This is a genomic window from Massilia sp. CF038, assembly GCF_900129765.1.
Taxonomy (GTDB): Bacteria; Pseudomonadota; Gammaproteobacteria; order Burkholderiales; family Burkholderiaceae_D; genus Telluria_A.
In genome coordinates this window covers 492,242-509,648 of the sequence record NZ_FQWU01000001.1, presented here as the reverse complement: position 1 = coordinate 509,648, position 17,407 = coordinate 492,242, and the positions used below count along the sequence as shown (strand labels likewise).

At 62.4% G+C, this 17,407-nt stretch carries 16 protein-coding genes and 1 tRNA gene; 14 read left to right on the top strand and 3 right to left on the bottom strand.

What is annotated here, in order from left to right; all coding sequences use genetic code 11:
- The first annotated feature begins 14 nt into the window (after positions 1-14).
- The 9 genes from ileS (at position 15) to BUC24_RS02210 (ending at position 10,784) form a co-directional block, all read left to right on the top strand.
- On the top strand, positions 15-2,921 hold the full coding sequence (gene ileS / locus BUC24_RS02250) for an isoleucine--tRNA ligase (RefSeq protein WP_073212452.1): 2,907 nt from the start codon (positions 15-17) through the stop codon (positions 2,919-2,921).
- A gap of 17 nt (positions 2,922-2,938) precedes the next feature.
- Positions 2,939-3,451, top strand: coding sequence for a signal peptidase II (gene lspA, locus BUC24_RS02245; protein WP_073212451.1), 513 nt, complete (start codon positions 2,939-2,941; stop codon positions 3,449-3,451).
- A gap of 21 nt (positions 3,452-3,472) precedes the next feature.
- On the top strand, positions 3,473-4,690 hold the full coding sequence (gene coaBC, locus BUC24_RS02240) for a bifunctional phosphopantothenoylcysteine decarboxylase/phosphopantothenate--cysteine ligase CoaBC (RefSeq protein WP_073214655.1): 1,218 nt from the start codon (positions 3,473-3,475) through the stop codon (positions 4,688-4,690).
- A 12-nt stretch (positions 4,691-4,702) separates the two neighbouring features.
- Positions 4,703-5,152 carry a dUTP diphosphatase gene (dut, locus tag BUC24_RS02235; RefSeq protein WP_073212450.1) on the top strand — a complete coding sequence of 150 codons (450 nt, stop codon included), beginning with the start codon at positions 4,703-4,705 and terminating at the stop codon, positions 5,150-5,152.
- A 16-nt stretch (positions 5,153-5,168) separates the two neighbouring features.
- On the top strand, positions 5,169-6,260 hold the full coding sequence (locus BUC24_RS02230; protein ID WP_073212449.1) for a M48 family metallopeptidase: 1,092 nt from the start codon (positions 5,169-5,171) through the stop codon (positions 6,258-6,260).
- 291 nt (positions 6,261-6,551) lie between these two features.
- A complete protein-coding gene (locus BUC24_RS02225; protein ID WP_073212448.1) occupies positions 6,552-7,535 on the top strand; it encodes an XdhC family protein in 984 nt (327 codons plus the stop codon).
- A gap of 79 nt (positions 7,536-7,614) precedes the next feature.
- Positions 7,615-8,493, top strand: a complete 879-nt coding sequence (locus tag BUC24_RS02220; RefSeq protein WP_073212447.1) for a DMT family transporter — start codon at positions 7,615-7,617, stop codon at positions 8,491-8,493.
- Positions 8,490-9,362, top strand: coding sequence for a DNA-3-methyladenine glycosylase family protein (locus BUC24_RS02215; protein ID WP_073212446.1), 873 nt, complete (start codon positions 8,490-8,492; stop codon positions 9,360-9,362). The genes BUC24_RS02220 and BUC24_RS02215 overlap by 4 nt, the downstream gene beginning before the upstream one ends.
- Positions 9,363-9,620: 258 nt before the next feature.
- The gene (locus tag BUC24_RS02210; protein ID WP_073212445.1) at positions 9,621-10,784 is read left to right on the top strand and encodes a trypsin-like serine peptidase; all 1,164 of its coding nucleotides are present in this window, start codon (positions 9,621-9,623) and stop codon (positions 10,782-10,784) included.
- Between the two features lie 87 nt (positions 10,785-10,871).
- Here the strand turns inward: BUC24_RS02210 and BUC24_RS02205 are convergent.
- Positions 10,872-10,948, bottom strand: a tRNA-Met gene (locus tag BUC24_RS02205).
- 173 nt (positions 10,949-11,121) lie between these two features.
- Here BUC24_RS02205 and BUC24_RS02200 point away from each other — a divergent pair.
- From BUC24_RS02200 to BUC24_RS02180, 5 genes are all read left to right on the top strand, one after another.
- Positions 11,122-11,712: an NUDIX hydrolase gene (locus tag BUC24_RS02200; protein WP_073212444.1), complete on the top strand. Its 591-nt coding sequence runs from the start codon at positions 11,122-11,124 to the stop codon at positions 11,710-11,712.
- On the top strand, positions 11,709-12,437 hold the full coding sequence (gene aat, locus BUC24_RS02195; protein ID WP_073212443.1) for a leucyl/phenylalanyl-tRNA--protein transferase: 729 nt from the start codon (positions 11,709-11,711) through the stop codon (positions 12,435-12,437). Before BUC24_RS02200 ends, aat begins: the two co-directional genes overlap by 4 nt.
- Positions 12,438-12,500: 63 nt before the next feature.
- Positions 12,501-13,229, top strand: a complete 729-nt coding sequence (locus BUC24_RS02190) for an arginyltransferase (protein WP_073212442.1) — start codon at positions 12,501-12,503, stop codon at positions 13,227-13,229.
- Between the two features lie 54 nt (positions 13,230-13,283).
- Positions 13,284-14,330 carry a quinone-dependent dihydroorotate dehydrogenase gene (locus BUC24_RS02185; RefSeq protein WP_073212441.1) on the top strand — a complete coding sequence of 349 codons (1,047 nt, stop codon included), beginning with the start codon at positions 13,284-13,286 and terminating at the stop codon, positions 14,328-14,330.
- Positions 14,323-15,369 (top strand): aldo/keto reductase, encoded by a 1,047-nt coding sequence (locus tag BUC24_RS02180; protein ID WP_073212440.1) that lies wholly within the window; start codon positions 14,323-14,325, stop codon positions 15,367-15,369. The genes BUC24_RS02185 and BUC24_RS02180 overlap by 8 nt, the downstream gene beginning before the upstream one ends.
- Before the next feature lie 41 nt (positions 15,370-15,410).
- On the opposite strand, the gene BUC24_RS02175 is transcribed toward BUC24_RS02180, so the two are convergent.
- Together BUC24_RS02175 and BUC24_RS02170 are read right to left on the bottom strand one after the other, a co-directional pair.
- On the bottom strand, positions 15,411-16,337 hold the full coding sequence (locus BUC24_RS02175) for a CysB family HTH-type transcriptional regulator (protein ID WP_073212439.1): 927 nt from the start codon (positions 16,335-16,337) through the stop codon (positions 15,411-15,413).
- Complete coding sequence (locus BUC24_RS02170; protein ID WP_073212438.1) at positions 16,334-17,407, bottom strand: sulfate/molybdate ABC transporter ATP-binding protein; 1,074 nt, start codon at positions 17,405-17,407, stop codon at positions 16,334-16,336. The genes BUC24_RS02175 and BUC24_RS02170 overlap by 4 nt, the downstream gene beginning before the upstream one ends.

Sequence of the window (17,407 nt, the reverse complement as noted above, 5' to 3'; positions counted from 1 at the left end):
CTTTGAAGAAAAACATGTCCGATACCAGCAAACCAGAGCAGAACCAGCAGGCACCGAAAGCCCCGAAAAAGGATGCCAAGCCGGCTTCCAAATATCCGGTCAACATGACCGATACCCCGTTCCCGATGCGCGGCGACCTGGCCAAGCGCGAACCGGGCTGGGTGAAGCAATGGCAGGACAAAAAAGTCTACGAGCGCGTGCGCAAGGCTGCCAAGGGCCGCCCGATGTTCATCCTGCATGATGGCCCGCCGTATGCCAATGGCGACATCCACCTCGGTCACGCGGTCAATAAAATTTTGAAGGACATGGTCGTCAAATCGCGCGGCGTGGCCGGCTTTGACGCGCCTTACGTGCCGGGCTGGGATTGCCACGGCATGCCGATCGAAATCCAGATCGAAAAACTGTATGGCAAAAACCTGCCAACCGCTGAAGTGCTGCAGAAGGCGCGCGCCTACGCACTTGAGCAGGTTGACCGCCAGCGCGCCGGCTTCATCCGCCTGGGCGTGCTGGGCGAATGGGACAACCCCTACATGACCATGGCGTACAAGAACGAGGCCGACGAACTGCGTGCCCTCGGCAAGCTGCTGGAAAAAGGCTATGTCTATCGCGGTCTGAAACCGGTCAACTGGTGCTTCGATTGCGGCTCGGCGCTGGCGGAAGCGGAAGTCGAATACCAGGACAAGAAGGACCCGGCAATCGACGTCGGTTTCCCGTTTGCCCAGCACGACAAGCTGGCGGCCGCCTTCGGCCTGCCTGCGCTGCCGGCCGGCGACGGCTTTGTCGTCATCTGGACCACCACCCCGTGGACCATCCCGTCCAACCAGGCCTTGAACGTGAACCCGGAAGTGACGTACGCGCTGGTCGAAACCAGCCGTGACGGCAAGCCGCTGCTGCTGATTCTGGCCGCCGACCTGGCCGAAGCCTGCCTGCAGCGCTACAAGCTCGAAGGCAAGGTCGTTGCGACCTGCCTGGGCCAAGCGCTCGACGGCATCGCCTTCAAGCACCCGCTGCACGCGGCCGATCCTTTCTTCGACCGCCTGTCGCCAATGTACCTGGCCGACTACGTGACCACCGAGAGCGGTACCGGCGTGGTCCACTCGGCCCCGGCCTACGGTCAGGACGACTTCATTTCGTGCAAAGCGCACGGCATGAAGGACGATGAAATCCTCACCCCCGTGATGGGCGACGGCCGCTTTGCTTCCACCCTGCCGCTGTTTGGCGGCATGACGATCTGGGAAGCGTCCAAGCCGATCTGCGGCGCCCTGCGTGAAGCAGGCGCCCTGTTCGAGCTGAAGATGTTCGACCACAGCTATATGCACTGCTGGCGCCACAAGACCCCGATCGTCTACCGCGCCACCTCGCAGTGGTTCGCCAGCATGGACAACACGCCGAAAGACGGCGGCCCGTCGCTGCGCCAGACCGCACTCAAAGGCATCGAAGACACCAAGTTCTTCCCGGACTGGGGCCAGGCTCGCCTGCACGGCATGATCGAAAACCGTCCGGACTGGACCCTGTCGCGTCAGCGCCAGTGGGGCGTGCCAATGGCCTTCTTCCTGCACAAGGAAACTGGCCAGCTGCATCCGCGCACGCCGGAGCTGCTGGAACAAGTGGCCAAGCTGTTTGAAGAAAAAGGCATCGATGCCTGGCTCGCGATCGAGCCGGCCGACCTGCTGGGCGACGACGCCGCCATGTACGTCAAGAACAAGGACACGCTGGACGTCTGGTTCGATTCCGGCTGCACCCACCAGACCGTACTGCGCGGCTCGCACGCGGCCCAGTCGCAGTTCCCGGCCGACCTGTACCTGGAAGGCTCGGACCAGCACCGCGGCTGGTTCCATTCCTCGCTGCTGACGTCCTCCATGCTCAACGGCCGTCCGCCGTACAAGGCCCTGCTCACGCACGGCTTCACGGTCGACGCGGAGGGCAAGAAGATGTCCAAGTCGCTCGGTAACACGATGGCGCCGCAAAAGATCTCCGATTCGCTGGGCGCCGACATCCTGCGCCTGTGGGTCGCGTCCACCGATTACACGGGCGAACTGTCGATCTCCGAAGAGATCCTCAAGCGCGTAACCGAATCGTACCGCCGCATCCGTAACACGCTGCGCTTCCTGCTGGCCAACACCTCGGACTTCGACCACGCCAAGCACGCGCTGCCCATCGCCGATCTGCTCGAAATCGACCGTTACGCAATCGCCGACATGGCTGCCCTGCAGCGCGATATCGCCGGCCACTACGAGCGCTACGAATTCCATCCGGTCGTCTCGCGCCTGCAGAACTACTGCTCCGAAGACCTGGGCGGCTTCTACCTGGACATCCTCAAGGACCGCTTGTACACGTCGGCCGTTGATTCGCCAGCGCGCCGCTCGGCACAGACCGCGCTGTGGCACATCACCCAAAGTCTGCTGCGCGTGATGGCCCCGATGCTCTCGTTCACGGCCGAAGAAGCATGGGCTGTCTTTGCCAGCCCGGAAGCGTTTGCCGCCAGCGACGAAACCATCTTCACCCAGACTTTCTGGACCTTGCCGGAAGTGGCCGATGCTGCCGCCCTGGTGGAAAAATACACGGCCCTGCGCGAAGTGCGCGCCGCCGTCACCAAGGAACTGGAAGAACTGCGCGTGTCCGGCGCGATCGGCTCGTCCCTGCAGGCAGAACTGGCCATCAAGGCAGCCGGCGCCAAGTACCAGCTGCTGGCCAGCCTGGACGACGATCTCAAGTTCGTCTTCATCACCTCGCAGGCCAAGGCCATCGAGGTGCCAAGCGAAGCTGAGGAAACCATCACAGTGACGGCGTCGAGCGCACCCAAGTGCGAACGCTGCTGGCACTATCGCGCCGACGTCGGCACCCACGCCGAGCACGCAGGCCTGTGCGGCCGCTGCTACAGCAATCTGTTCGGCAGCGGCGAAAAACGCGCCTTCGCATAACCAGACCAAGCACCGACATGGCAACCAAAAAACAGCTGTTCTCCAGTTCCAAATCCAGCAGCGCCAGCATGATGCCGTGGCTGGGCGTGGCCTTTATCGTCATCCTGCTCGACCAGTTGTCCAAGATCGTCATCTTGCGCACCTTCGCCGAGCACGAATCGAAGCACGTCACCTCCTTCTTCAACCTGGTACTGGTGTATAACCCGGGCGCGGCGTTCAGCTTCCTGGGCGACGCCGGCGGCTGGCAGCGCTACCTGTTCACGGCCATTGCCGTGGGCGCGGTGCTGTTCATCCTGTACCTGCTGCGCCAGCACGCCGGACAGCGCCTGTTCTGCTGGGCCCTGGCACTGATCATGGGTGGCGCGATCGGCAACGTCATCGACCGTATTGTTCACGGCAAGGTGGTCGACTTCCTCAGCTTCCATTGGAGCGGCAGCGCCTTCCCTGCCTTTAATCTGGCAGACAGCGCGATCTGTCTGGGCGTCGGTCTGTTCATCATCGACGAGCTGCGGCGCGTGAAAAAACAGTAAAACGGAGAAGCTGACATGCCCATGGATTTGAAGGATAAGAAAATCGTCCTCGGCCTGTCCGGCGGGGTGGCGTGCTACAAGGCCGCTGAATTGTGCCGCGCCCTGATCAAGGCGGGGGCCTCGGTGCAGGTTGTCATGACCGAAGCGGCGACCCACTTCATCACCACCGTCACCATGCAGGCGCTGTCGGGGAACACGGTCCATACTGACCAGTGGGATCCGCGCATTGCCAACAACATGGCCCATATCGACCTGACCCGCGGCGCCGACGCGGTGCTGATTGCGCCCTGCTCGGCCGACTTCATGCGCAAGCTGGCGCACGGCGTGTGCGACGATCTGCTCTCGACCCTGTGCCTGGCGCGCCCGCACCTGATGCCCCTGCTGGTGGCACCGGCCATGAACGTGGAAATGTGGCAGAACCCGGCCACGCGCCGCAATGCCGCCCAGCTGCGCGCCGATGGCATCCGCATCCTGGGACCGGCCGCAGGCGATCAGGCTTGTGGCGAAACAGGCTTGGGCCGCATGCTCGAACCGGCCGACCTGCTCGATGAACTTGTGGCCTCATTCCAGCCCAAGGTCCTCAAGGGCAAACGCGTACTGATCACGGCTGGCCCCACGTTTGAAGCAATCGACCCGGTGCGCGGCATTACCAATCTGTCGTCCGGCAAAATGGGGTACGCGATTGCCCGCGCCGCGCGTGAAGCGGGCGCCGACGTGACCCTGGTGTCGGGCCCTACTACCCTGCCCACGCCCCACGGCGTGCGCCGCACCGATGTGCAAAGCGCCCAGCAGATGCACGACGCCGTGATGAACGCGGTCGGCGGCCAGCACGTCTTTATTGGTGTGGCCGCCGTGGCCGACTGGCGCGTGGTCAATGCCAGTGACCAGAAAATGAAAAAACAGGACGGCGCCACCCCCAGCCTGCAGTTCGAACAAAACGCCGACATCCTCGCTTCGGTAGCAGCCACCACCTCGCTCTCGGGCTGGCCTTACTGTGTCGGGTTTGCGGCGGAGTCGGAAAACCTGCTGGAATATGGGGCCGTCAAGCGCGAGAAAAAAGGCATTCCTCTATTGGTGGGCAATATCGGCCATCACACTTTCGGCCAGGACGACAATACCATCGTGCTGTTCGATGACCACGGCCACACCGTACTGCCCCGCGCAGACAAACTGACCCTGGCGCGCCAGCTCATTTCCGAGATTGGCAAGCGGCTCGAACAGCGCTCTCTCCTCAAATAAAACAAGAAGACCATGAAGACCATCGACATCAAGATTCTCGACCCGCGCATGAAAGACCAGCTGCCGGCCTACGCCACCGAAGGCAGCGCCGGCCTGGACCTGCGCGCCTGCATCGACGCGCCCATCACCATTGAAGCCGGTGCCACCGTGCTCATTCCCACCGGCCTGGCCATTCATCTGGGCGACCCGGGCTACGCTGCCATGATCCTGCCGCGCAGTGGCATGGGTCACAAGAACGGCATCGTTTTGGGGAATCTGGTAGGCTTGATCGATTCCGACTATCAGGGACAGCTGATGGTATCGACCTGGAACCGCGGCCAGGCCGCCTTTACCCTGAACCCCATGGAAAGGCTGGCGCAACTGATCGTGGTGCCTGTTCTGCAGGTCGGATTCAATGTCGTCGACGAGTTCGACACGAGCGAGCGCGGTGCAGGAGGTTTTGGCAGCACCGGCAAACAATAAAAATATGGAGAAGTCTATGACCCGTTTCACCGGCCTGCGCGTCCTTGCGCCGGCACTGTTCACCGGCCTGCTGCTGTCGGCCTGTGAAACCCTGCCCCCGGCCACCACCGGCACTGCGGCCACCGAAGCCCTGCCCACCACCCCGGTACCTGTCGCACCAGTCATTTCGCCGCGCGTGGCGGCAGCGGCCGAAGCGCTGACCAAAATGGCGTCCATGCAGGAGCGCCTGTACCGGATTGCAGCGCCCCTCCTGATCAACAACGCTGAATTGTGCAAGGGCCAGGCGCGCAACCTGCTCGGTTTCACCGCACGTAACCGCTACTGGTATCCGGGCGACTATAACGAGGGGTCGCAAGTGGCCTTCGGCATGGGCGAACGCCTCAAGGTGACTGGCGTATTGGCAGGCAGTGGTGCCGCGCGCGCCGGCTTGCGCCGTGGTGACGAACTCATTTCCGCCGGCGGCAAGGCGCTGCCAACGGGGCCTAACGCGTCCGGTTCAGCCGGCGCCGTGTTTGGTCCACTAGTTGCCTCCTCCGCGTCCCTGCCGATGGTCATCGAGCGCGACGACAAGAACCGCCAGCTGACCATTCCCGTCACGCGCGCCTGCGGCTTTGCGATCGAGCTGGGTAATTCCGACAACGTCAACTCGTATGCCGACGGCCAGCGCGTCATGGTCACGCGCGGCATGGTGCACTTCGCTCAGTCCGACGACGAACTGGCCGTCCTGCTGGCCAAAGGCATGGCGCACAATATTCTGGGGCATGCGGCGACCACCAACAGCACCGCCACGATCGGCAGCGTGATCACCAATTTGGCCAATGTGCGGCCCGATACCTCGCTGCTGATCGGCAGCGCCGGGATTCGCCCGATGACGGCCGAACTTGATGGCGCAGCGGACACGCTCAGCCTGTATTTGCTTGCGCGTGCCGGTTACAACATCGACGCGGCGGCGCCGTTCTGGAAGCGGCTGGACAAATCGTATCCAGCCACTGTGCTCAATGGGTATGTGGCCAATCACCCGGCCACGGCAGCCAGGCTGACGGCGCTGGCAGCGGCGCAGGCGGATGTGAAGTCGAAAGTGGCTGGCAAGAAGCCGCTAACGCCCTAACCCACACCACCACATCGTCCTCGCGAAGGCGGGGACCTATTCCACGGGACCGAAGTTGTTCAGCGTGCTATGGGTCCCCGCCTTCGCGAGGACGATGTAGTGGAGTTGGTCAGCTAGGAAAATCCGGGAAAAACCTGGCCATCACAAAAGTCAGCACGCCGCAAAAGACGACGGCGCCGAACAAGGCCAGGAGCAAACGGCCGAACTTCGGCGAACCGTCGTCTTTTTTTGTATCATTGCTCATTCTTCCCACCGTGCGCGTTCATCAGGAACGCCAGTATATTCGATCCCATGGACAGCATTGACCTTGAAGTACTCAAGACCGCCGACAGCTGGATCGCCGCGGGCCACGCCTGCGAACTGGTGACCGTGATCCGCACCTGGGGCTCGAGCCCGCGCCCCATTGGCGCCCTGCTCGCCATCTGCGACGACGGCCGCGTAGTGGGCTCGGTATCGGGCGGTTGCATTGAAGACGACTTGATCGAGCGCGTGCGACAGCAAGGCATCACGCGCACCGTGCCCGAAGTGGTCAGCTACGGCATCAGCGCCGAAGAAGCGCATCGCTTCGGCCTGCCCTGCGGCGGCACCATCGAACTGGCCCTGGAACCGCTCACTGCCGCCAGCGGCATCAGCGAATTGCTTGCACGTCTGGACCGGCACGAACTGCTGGCGCGCCGCCTTGAACTGGCCAGCGGGCGCGTGACCCTGGAACCGGCCGCCGCCGGCGCGGTGCAAGTCCTGGCCGACGGCGTGCTGACCACCATTCATGGCCCGCGCTGGCGTCTGTTCATCATTGGCGCCGGCCAGCTGTCGCGCTTTCTGGCGCAAATCGCCAGCGCCATGGATTACTACGTCACCGTGTGCGACCCGCGCGAAGAATACCGCGCTGGCTGGCAGCTGCCAGGGGTGCAGCTGGTGCATGCCATGCCGGACGACCTGGTGATCGACGCCAAGCTTGATCACCGCAGCGCCGTGGTGGCCCTTACGCACGACCCCAAACTGGACGATCTGGCGCTGATGGAAGCGCTCAAGTCCGACGCCTTCTATGTGGGCGCGATCGGCTCGCGTGTGAACAATGCCAAGCGGCGCGAGCGGCTCAAGCTGTTCGACTTGAACGACGCCCAGCTGGCACGCTTGCATGCCCCGATCGGCCTGTACATCGGCAGCAAGACGCCGTCCGAAATCGCCATTTCGATTCTGGCCGAGCTGACCGCCGTCAAGAACGGCGTACCCGAGGCGCTGCAGGTGCAGCACGCCGCCGCGCTCGACGCTTGAATTCAATAGCAAGAACAAGCTGGCCGCCGATGACGATGCGCGCCACACTACGATTTTCATCATTTTCGAAGCCGCCAATATGAATACAGCCAATATGCTGCGCCTGGTCCTGCTGGCGGCGATCTGGGGCAGCTCCTTCCTGTTCATGCGCATCAGCGCGCCGGTGCTGGGCCCTGGCGTTCTGATCGAGTGCCGCGTCGCCTTCGCCGCCCTGTTCCTGTTCCTGGTGGGCCTGGTCCTCAAGAAGAAGCTCCACCTGGCCGAACACTGGAAGCACTACTGCATCCTGGGCTTTTTTAACTCCGCTTTCCCGTTCCTGCTGTTTGCCTATGCTGCCAGCACACTCACCGCTTCGGTGCTGTCGGTACTGAACGCCACCGCGCCAATGTGGGGCGCATTGATCGGCGCGCTGTGGTCGCGCCAGGCCATCGCCCCCAAAACAATCGTCGGCCTGGTGCTGGGCACGTGCGGCGTGGCGCTGCTGGTGGGTTTTGATGCCGTCACAACGCGACCGGGCGCCGGGCTGGCGATTGGCGCTGCGCTGGTGGCGGCAATCAGCTACAGCGTCGCCAGCGCCTACGCCAAGCAAGCGAAAAGCGTTGAACCGTTTGCCAATGCGCACGGCAGCATGTGGGCCGCCACCATCATGGTAATACCGGCGCTGCTGCTGTTCCCGATGCGCGGCACCGCCACCATCGGCATCATGGGCGCGGCGCTGGCACTGGGCATTCTGTGTACCGGCGTGGCCTACATCCTGTACTTCAAGCTGATTGAAGATGTGGGCACCACCTCGGCGCTCACCGTCACTTTCCTCAATCCCCTGTTCGGCATTCTGTGGGGCGCGCTGTTCCTGGGCGAAGTGGTGGGCTGGTACACCATTGCCGGTGCCGCCATCGTCATTTCAGGCACGGCGCTGGTGACGGGCTTCGCACCACGCTTTGGACGGCGCACCGCATGAAGCGCTCGATCGCGCTGCCCGCCGATTACCGCGTGGCCGACATCCTGAGCTTTCACGGGCGCGATGCAGAAGGTCTAGCCGAACAAGTGCAAGCAGACCGCATTCGCAAAGGTGTGCTGATCGAAGGCGTGCCGGTGCTGCTCGATGTGCGCTTTGACGCCGATGCCGCCCAGTGCGTCGTCCAGGCCGATGGCAAGCTGTCGGCGACAGCGCGCGCCCTGGTGGACGATGCCCTGCTCAACATCCTGGCGCTGCGCATCGATCCGGCCCCGTTTCTCAAGGCTGTACGCAAGGACGCCTTGCTAGGTCCCGTGGCGCGGCGCCAGCCCGGCTTGCGCATCGTGCAGTCCGCCACAGTTTTCGAAGCGCTGACCTGGGCCATCATTGGCCAGCAGATCAATCTGACCTTCGCCATCGCGCTGCGGCGCACCTTCATTGCCCAGGCCGGGCGCGCGCACAGCAGCGGCCTGTGGTGCTATCCAGAAGCGGCCGACGTGGCTCGCCTGACACCAGAGCAACTGACCAGCCGCAAATTTTCGCGCGCGAAAGCGGACACGCTGCTGCGCCTGGCCACCCTGGTCGACAGCGGCGCCCTGGCGCTGGATCGGAGCGCCAAGCTGGACGAGACCTGCGCTGCCTTGCTGGCCGTCAAAGGCATCGGCCCCTGGACCGTCAACTACGCGCTACTGCGCGGCTACGGTTACGCCGACTGTTCGCTGCATGGCGACGTGGCCATCCGCGCCGCCTTGCAGCGTCTGCTGGGCGAAGAAAGCAAGCCCGACATGGCACGCACTGCGGCCCTGCTCGAACACTACAAACCCCATCGCACCATGGCGGCCGCCCACCTGTGGGCAAGCTTGAACGACTGAGATCCGTTTCTCGAATCGCAACAGGTATGCATGTCAAAGCAAAGACAATTTCGTCTATGCATGGCGTACCTGATTGTTCCCGCATTTTCTTTGACGCCGGTCAGTTCCAACAGCTTTACCGGGGCCGCTTCGCCGCCACCGTGCCTACAATCGTCGGGTAGCTTGCGCTACATTTGGTCTCGATCGAGACCGGTACGCTCCGTCCCGGCGCGGTTCCGCCGGGGAAACCGCTATTCTGCTCACCATGCGAGAATAAAAATGAAACATCCACTACCAGCGCTATCTGCGGGCCTTGGCGCCGCCTGTCTGTTTGTTGCGATGCCGGTCCTGTCAGCCACCCCGCCGGACGCCGATCAACCGGTCAGCGTGCAGAACAACGATACCAAGGCAAGCGCATCGGCTTACTGGACACCGGAGCGCTTCAAGGCTGCCAAACCCTTGCCCATGCCGGCCGTGCGCGCCGACGCCATCCGCGAAGAAGCCTTGCGCGCCGCCCCCACGGGCCATGTGCAAAGCAGCGAAGGCAAGCCACCCTCAACGAACGGCAAGGTGGCACCCGAGAAGCTGTACACGCCGGAGCAGGCAGCACCGCACAAGAGCGCCATGTCCGATGTCGAACCCGATGCCAGCGGCACCTTCAACACGCCGTTCACCAGCACCCGCGTGTTCCCCCTGTTTGCCGGCGCCAGTGCAGGCTATTCGGCCGACCGCGCCTATCCCTACATCACGGTTGGCAAGCTGTTCTTCACCATTGGCGGCTCGCCCTATGTGTGCTCGGCCTCGGTGATCCAGCGCCGCGTGGTGGTCACTGCCGGCCACTGCGTGCACAGCGGCACGGCTGCCGGCTTCCACAGCAACTGGGTATTCGTGCCCGCCTTCCGCGACGGCACGGCGCCGCTCAAGCAATGGAACTGGCGCTATGCCATCGTGACGGGCACCTGGGCCAGCGGCGGGGGCGGCGTGCCGAACGCAGCTGACTACGCCATGATTGAATTTGGCGACCAGTCCATGTACGCGGGCGGCCCCCTGACCAAACTGGGCAATGTGACAGGCTGGCTGGGCTGGCAAACCCTCAGCCTGAACAACAACCACACCTCCAAGCTGGGCTACCCTTGCAATCTGGACAGTTGCCAGCGCATGCAGAACGTCACCAGCACCAGCTACCGCACCACGGCCCCGAATAACGTGGAATACGGGTCCGATGCACGGGGCGGCTCCAGTGGCGGGCCATGGGTGCAGAACTTTGCCCAGCTGGCCACCGGTGGCGGCACCGGCAACAACACCGGACAAAACCGGGTGGTGGCCGTGACCTCGTATGGCTATGTGAGCGAAGCCCCGAAAGTGCAAGGCGCGTCGATCCCGGATGATCGCTGGGTCCAGATCTGGAATTCGATTTGCGCGCGGGCCGGCAATTGCAACTAAGCGCGATGCGGCAGTGCAGCATGCCTGAGCGCTGCAGATGACAAAAAGCCGTTGATCCTTTAACAAGATCAACGGCTTTTCCAATTCTGGTTGCGGGGACAGGATTTGAACCTGTGACCTTCGGGTTATGAGCCCGACGAGCTGCCAGACTGCTCCACCCCGCGTCTGATGCAATCATTATACGGCGCTTTCCCAATTTAGGCAATGTTAATCCAACTAAGATGTGCGATAGCAGTAGCAATAATTGCTTTGCCCCGTACAGGCGCCGCTTTTCTGAACCGCCACATTGGGCACAATCGGTGTAAAGTAGTTGAAAAATCCCATCCAACGGTCTCCTATGAAATTTTGTTCCGAGTGCGCCTACCCGGTGACGCTCCAGATTCCCGAAGGCGATAACCGTCCCCGCTATGTGTGCGGACAATGCGCCACCATCCATTATCACAATCCCAAGCTGGTTGTCGGCTCCATCCCGGTCTGGGATGTGGACGGCGAATTGCGCATTCTGCTTTGCAAGCGGGCCATCGAACCGCGCCACGGTTATTGGACCTTGCCCGCAGGCTTCATGGAAAACGCCGAGACCACCGCCGAAGCAGCAGTGCGCGAAACTGAAGAGGAAGCTGGCGCCAATGTCGAAATCGGCGAGCTGTTCAGTTTGCTAAATGTTGCCCAAGTTCACCAGGTGCACCTGTTTTACCTGGCCCGGCTGAAAGACCTGGACTTTGCGCCAGGCATCGAAAGCCTGGACGTCAAGCTGTTCGCCGAGCATGAAATCCCGTGGGAAGAGCTGGCGTTCCCGACCATTCGCAAGACGCTGGAACTGTTCTTTGCCGATAGCGTCAAAGTACGGGAGACAGGCGGCCGCTTCGGTTTCCACTCGCACGACATCTTGCGCCCCATGCGTATATCGAGCCCATCCAACGACTCATGATCCCCTGGCTTGAGACCCACTCCCCGTTTCCCGACGTGTCCGAGGCCTTGACGCTGGACGCGCCGGGTTTGCTGGCTGCCGGGGCCGATTTGTCGCCGCAACGGCTGCTCGCTGCTTACCAGCGCGGCATCTTCCCCTGGTTTTCAGAAGGCCAACCCATTCTCTGGTGGAGCACCGATCCGCGCATGGTCCTCATGACCGAGCAGTTCCGCGTCAGCGACAGCCTGCGCAAGGCGCTGCGCAAGGTGGAACGCAGCATGCAAGAAGGCGGCCCGTGGGAAGTGCGCTTCGACAGTGCGTTCGAACAAGTCATGCGTGCCTGCGCCGCGCCCCGCAAGGATGGCCCGGGCACCTGGATTTCCGACGAAATCATTGACGGTTACACCGGCCTGCATGCTCTTGGCTATGCCCATTCATCCGAACTGTGGCGCGACGGCGAGCTGGTGGGTGGCGCCTACGGCGTGTGTATTGGCCGCATGTTTTACGGCGAATCCATGTTTGCCCGCGTCACCGATGGCTCCAAAATCGCCCTGAGCTTCCTGGTCGATTTTCTGCGCAGCCAGGGCGTGCGCATGATCGATTGCCAGCAAGAGACAGCGCACCTGGCCTCGCTGGGAGCGGCCCCGGTGTCGCGCGAGGTTTTCCTGGAACATTTACGCAGCGCCATTGGCGAGCCGCCAGTCAGCGGCTGGGGTTTGCCGCCACGTTTGCGCGGCACCCACTAAGGCGCCCAGTTTCGTTACAATGAAAGCCAAGGAAGCACATAACGTCGCATCGAAAGACCATGCATGGCGCACCTAAATGACTTGCCCTTCTCGACGCTGCAGTTCTACACCACAGCGCCCTACCCCTGCAGCTACCTGGACGCGCGCCAGGCCCGCTCGCAAGTGGCCACCCCTTCGCACCTGATCAACGCCGACGTCTATTCCGAACTCGTCAAAAACGGGTTCCGGCGCAGCGGTATCTTCACCTACCGCCCTTATTGCGACGGCTGTCAGGCCTGCATTCCGGTACGCGTGCGGACGGACGAATTTCAGCCCAGCCGCGGTCAGCGCCGCGCCTGGACGCGCCATGCCGGCTTGGTGGCCAATGTCGCCAACCTGAGCTTCTCGGACGAACATTACGCGCTCTACCTGCGCTACCAGACCACGCGCCACGTGGGCGGCGGCATGGACCAGGACAGCCGCGACCAGTATGCCCAGTTTCTGCTGCAAAGCCGGGTCAACACGCGCCTGGTCGAGTTTCGCGATACCGAGGGCGTACTGCGCATGATCTCCATCATCGACGTGCTGTCCGACGGTCTGTCGTCGGTCTACACCTTCTTCGACCCGGACGTGCCAGGCGCCTCCTTTGGCACCTACAACATCTTGTGGCAAATCGCACAGGCGCAGGAACTGGGACTGCCCTTCGTGTATCTGGGCTACTGGATCGAGCAAAGTCCCAAAATGGCCTACAAGATCAATTTCAGGCCACTCGAAGCACGCATGAACGGCATTTGGAGCGTGCTGCAAAAATAGGCGGCCGGGCCGCGCGCACGGTAAAATGCCGCACCTGCATTCTTTAAGCTGCCCATGTCCGACAAATTGCTGTACGCCCTGACCCGCCCCCTGCTGTTTTCGCTCAACCCGGAAGCGGCGCACAACCTGACCCTGCCTGCCTTGCGTAAGGCCGAAACCATGGGTTGGACCAAAACCGTGCGCAAGCCGGCCGCCGATCCGCGCACCGTCATGGGTTTGAACTTCCCCAATCCGGTCGGGCTGGCAGCAGGACTGGACAAGGATGGCGCCTACATCGACGGCCTGGCCGCACTGGGATTCGGTTCCATCGAAGTGGGCACCGTGACCCCGCGCCCGCAGCCGGGCAACCCCAAGCCGCGCATGTTCCGCCTGCCGTCGAAGAACGCCATCATCAACCGCATGGGTTTCAACAATGGCGGCGTCGATGCCTTTATCGCCAACGTGCAGTCGTCCCGCTTCTATCAGAACAAGGAAGGCATTCTGGGTCTGAACATCGGCAAGAATGCGGCCACCCCGATTGAAAACGCAGTCGACGATTATCTGCACTGCCTGGAAAAAGTCTACCCCTACGCCAGCTACGTGACGGTAAACATCTCGTCGCCCAACACCAAGAACCTGCGCCAGCTGCAAGGCGCATCCGAACTGGACGCCCTGCTCTCGCAACTGAAAGCGGCGCAACTGCGCCTGGCCGACCAGCACAAGCGCTACGTGCCGCTGACGCTGAAAATCGCGCCAGACGTCGACGCCGAGCAAATCAAGAACATCGCCGACGCCCTGCTGCGTCACAAGATCGACGGCGTCATCGCCACCAACACCACCACCAGCCACCGCAGCGTGGACCGCGTCAAGTACGGCAATGAAGTTGGCGGCGTGTCGGGTGAACCCGTGTTCGACCTGTCGAACATCGTGATCCGCGCCCTCAAGGCGGAAGTCGGTGACGAGCTGCCCATCATCGGCGTGGGCGGCATCATGCGCGGCAAGGATGCCGCCACCAAAATCAAACTGGGCGCCTCGCTGGTGCAGGTGTATACGGGCCTGATCTACGCCGGCCCGGCACTGGTGCGCGACTGCGCCAACGAAATCAGGAAGATCCATGGATAAGGTCACGCTTGGCGCCAGCGCGCTGAAAGTATCGAAGGTCTGCCTGGGCACCATGACCTTTGGCGAGCAAAACAGCGAAGCCGAGGCCCACAGTCAGCTCGACTACGCGCTGGAACGGGGCATCAATTTCGTCGACACGGCCGAGATGTACCCAGTCATGCCGCGCGCGGCGACGCAGGGCTCGACCGAACGCTTTATTGGCTCCTGGCTGAAAAAGACCGGGCGCCGCGCCGACATCGTGCTGGCCACCAAGGTGGCGGGGCCGAACGCGGCCATGCACTGGATCCGCAACGGCAAGAACAACCTTGATGCCGCCAACATCCGCGCCGCCGTCGAGGCCAGCCTCACGCGCCTGCAGACCGATCACATCGATCTGTACCAGATCCACTGGCCAAGCCGGAATGTGCCGATCTTTGGCGCTACTGCCTTCAACCCGGAAAAGGAACGCAGGGGTGTGGCGATTGAAGACACGCTGGCGGTGCTGGGCAAGCTGATCGAAGAGGGCAAGATTGGCCAGATTGGTGTGTCCAACGAGAGTGCCTGGGGCGTGAGCGAATACGTCAAACAGGCCGAGATGAAGGGCTTGCCGCGTATTGCGACCATTCAGAATTTGTACAACCTGACAGCGCGTAATTTTGAAACAAGTCTGCTCGACGAGACCTGCTATCGCGAGAATGTGAGCCTGCTGGCGTATAGCCCACTCGCGTTCGGACAGCTCACGGCCAAGTACCTGGATGACCCGAAGGCGCATGGTCGGTTGACGATCTTCCCGGCTAACTGGAGTCCGCGTTACCTGCGGCCATCGGTGCTGGCGGCGGTCAAGGAATATGCGGAACTGGCGCGCGCCAACGGCATGACGCCGACTCAGATGGCGCTGGCGTGGTGCTATTCACGCTGGTTTGTGGCGTCGACCATTGTGGGTGCGACCACGCTGGCGCAATTGAAAGACAATATTGATGCGGCCTCGGTGACCCTGTCGACCGAGGTGGTCGATGCCATCAACACCATTCACAGTCGCATCACCAACCCCGGCGCCTGATCGCCGTCGTCCTCGCGAAGGCGGGGACGATGGTGTTGCGGCTATCCTTCTGCGTTTACGGCAGCTTCAATTTCTGCCCGTTTCAGCTCCGGCGCAAACTGCGAAATGAAGCGATACGCATACTCGCGCAGATAAGCCCCACGCCGCACAGCCAGCCGCGTCACGTTCGGCGCAAACAGGTGTGACGCTTCAATCGCGCGCAAACCCTTGTCGCGCCCATGATCAAACGCCATCGACGCCACAATCCCCACGCCCAGTCCCAGCGACACATACTGCTTGATGACGTCCGAATCCATCGCGGTCAGCACAATATCGGTCTTCACCCCTGCCGCCGCAAACGCCGCATCAATATGGCCGCGCCCCGTAAAGCCCACGTCATAAGTAATCAAAGGGAAGTCCGCCAGATCTTCCAGCTTGATCGGCGACTTGCCGAGCAGCGCGTGCCCGTCCGGCACCACCACCAGGTGGCTCCAGCGATAGCAGGGGAAGGACACCAGATCCGGGAACTGCGACAAGCCCTCGGTCGCAATGCCAATATCGGCCTTGCCCGACAGGACCCACTCCGCAATGTGATCTGGCGCGCTTTGCTGCAGGGCGATGCGCACATCGGGAAAATCGGCGCGGAACGATTGCACCACCTTGGGCAGCGCATAGCGCGCCTGCGTGTGGGTCGCGGCAATGGTCAGCGTGCCGCTGTTCTGGCCCGCGTAATCCTGGCTGGCCTGCTGCAGGTTTTCCGCTTCCACCAGCAGCTTGTCGATGATCTTGAGGATGCCCTTGCCTGGCTCGGTCAGGCCCGTCAGGCGCTTGCCATTGCGTTCGAAGATGACCACACCCAGTTCATCTTCCAGTTCGCGGATCTGGCGGCTCACGCCTGGCTGCGAGGTGAATAAGGCATTGGCCACTTCGGTCAGGTTATAGCCGCGGCGCGCCGTTTCGCGAATCGAGCGCAATTGTTGGAAGTTCATATCGCTGCACCCTGGTCGACAAACACGTGCATCCGGCGCGGGCGCACCAGCAGCGTGTCGCCTTCGCGTACCTGCAACTGGCTAAAGCGCTCATTCGGAATGACCGCTTCGATCAGCTCCGCATTGTCGGCGCGTTCCAGGTCGAGCTGGGCCAGCGGGCCAATCGCATGTGCGCGGCGCAGCTTGACGACGATGCCCTCGCCGCCGGCGACATAGCGGTCAATATCCAGGTCGTGCGGGCGCACATACGCGATGCCTTTGCCATCCTGGACCTGCGCGTGATCAGGCACGGTGAAGCTGGCGTCGCCGCTGGCCAGCACCCCTTCGTGCACGCGGCCGTGGAACAGGTTCACGTTCCCCAGGAAGCCGTACACGAACGGCGAGGCGGGATTGTTGTACACGTCGCCGGGCGCGCCCAGCTGCTCGACCTTCCCCTTGTTCATCAGGACCACCTGGTCGGCCACTTCCAGCGCTTCTTCCTGGTCGTGGGTCACGAAGATGGAGGTGACGTGCAGGTCGTCGTGCAGGCGGCGCAGCCAGCGCCGCAGTTCCTTGCGCACCTTGGCGTCGAGCGCACCAAACGGTTCGTCCAGCAGCAGCACGCGCGGCTCCACCGCCAGGGCGCGCGCCAGGGCGATACGCTGGCGCTGTCCACCCGACAGCTGCGGCGGATAGCGGTCAGCCAGCCAGTCCAGCTGCACCAGGCCAAGCAGGTCGTGCACCTTCTGCTTGATTTCCAGTTCTGACGGACGCTCCTTGCGTGGCTTGACGCGCAGGCCGAAGGCGACGTTCTCGAACACGGTCATGTGTTTGAACAGCGCATAGTGCTGGAACACGAAGCCCACCTGGCGTTCGCGCACGTGACGGGCCGATGCATCGTTCGCGTCCAGCAGCACCTGGCCGGAATCCGGATGCTCAAGGCCCGCGATGATGCGCAGCAGCGTGGTCTTGCCGCAGCCTGAAGGCCCCAGCAGCGCGGTCAGTTCACCCGTGGGGAACTGGAGCGACACATTATCGAGCGCGACGAAATCGCCGAATCGTTTGTTGATGTTCTTGACTTCGATTGTCAT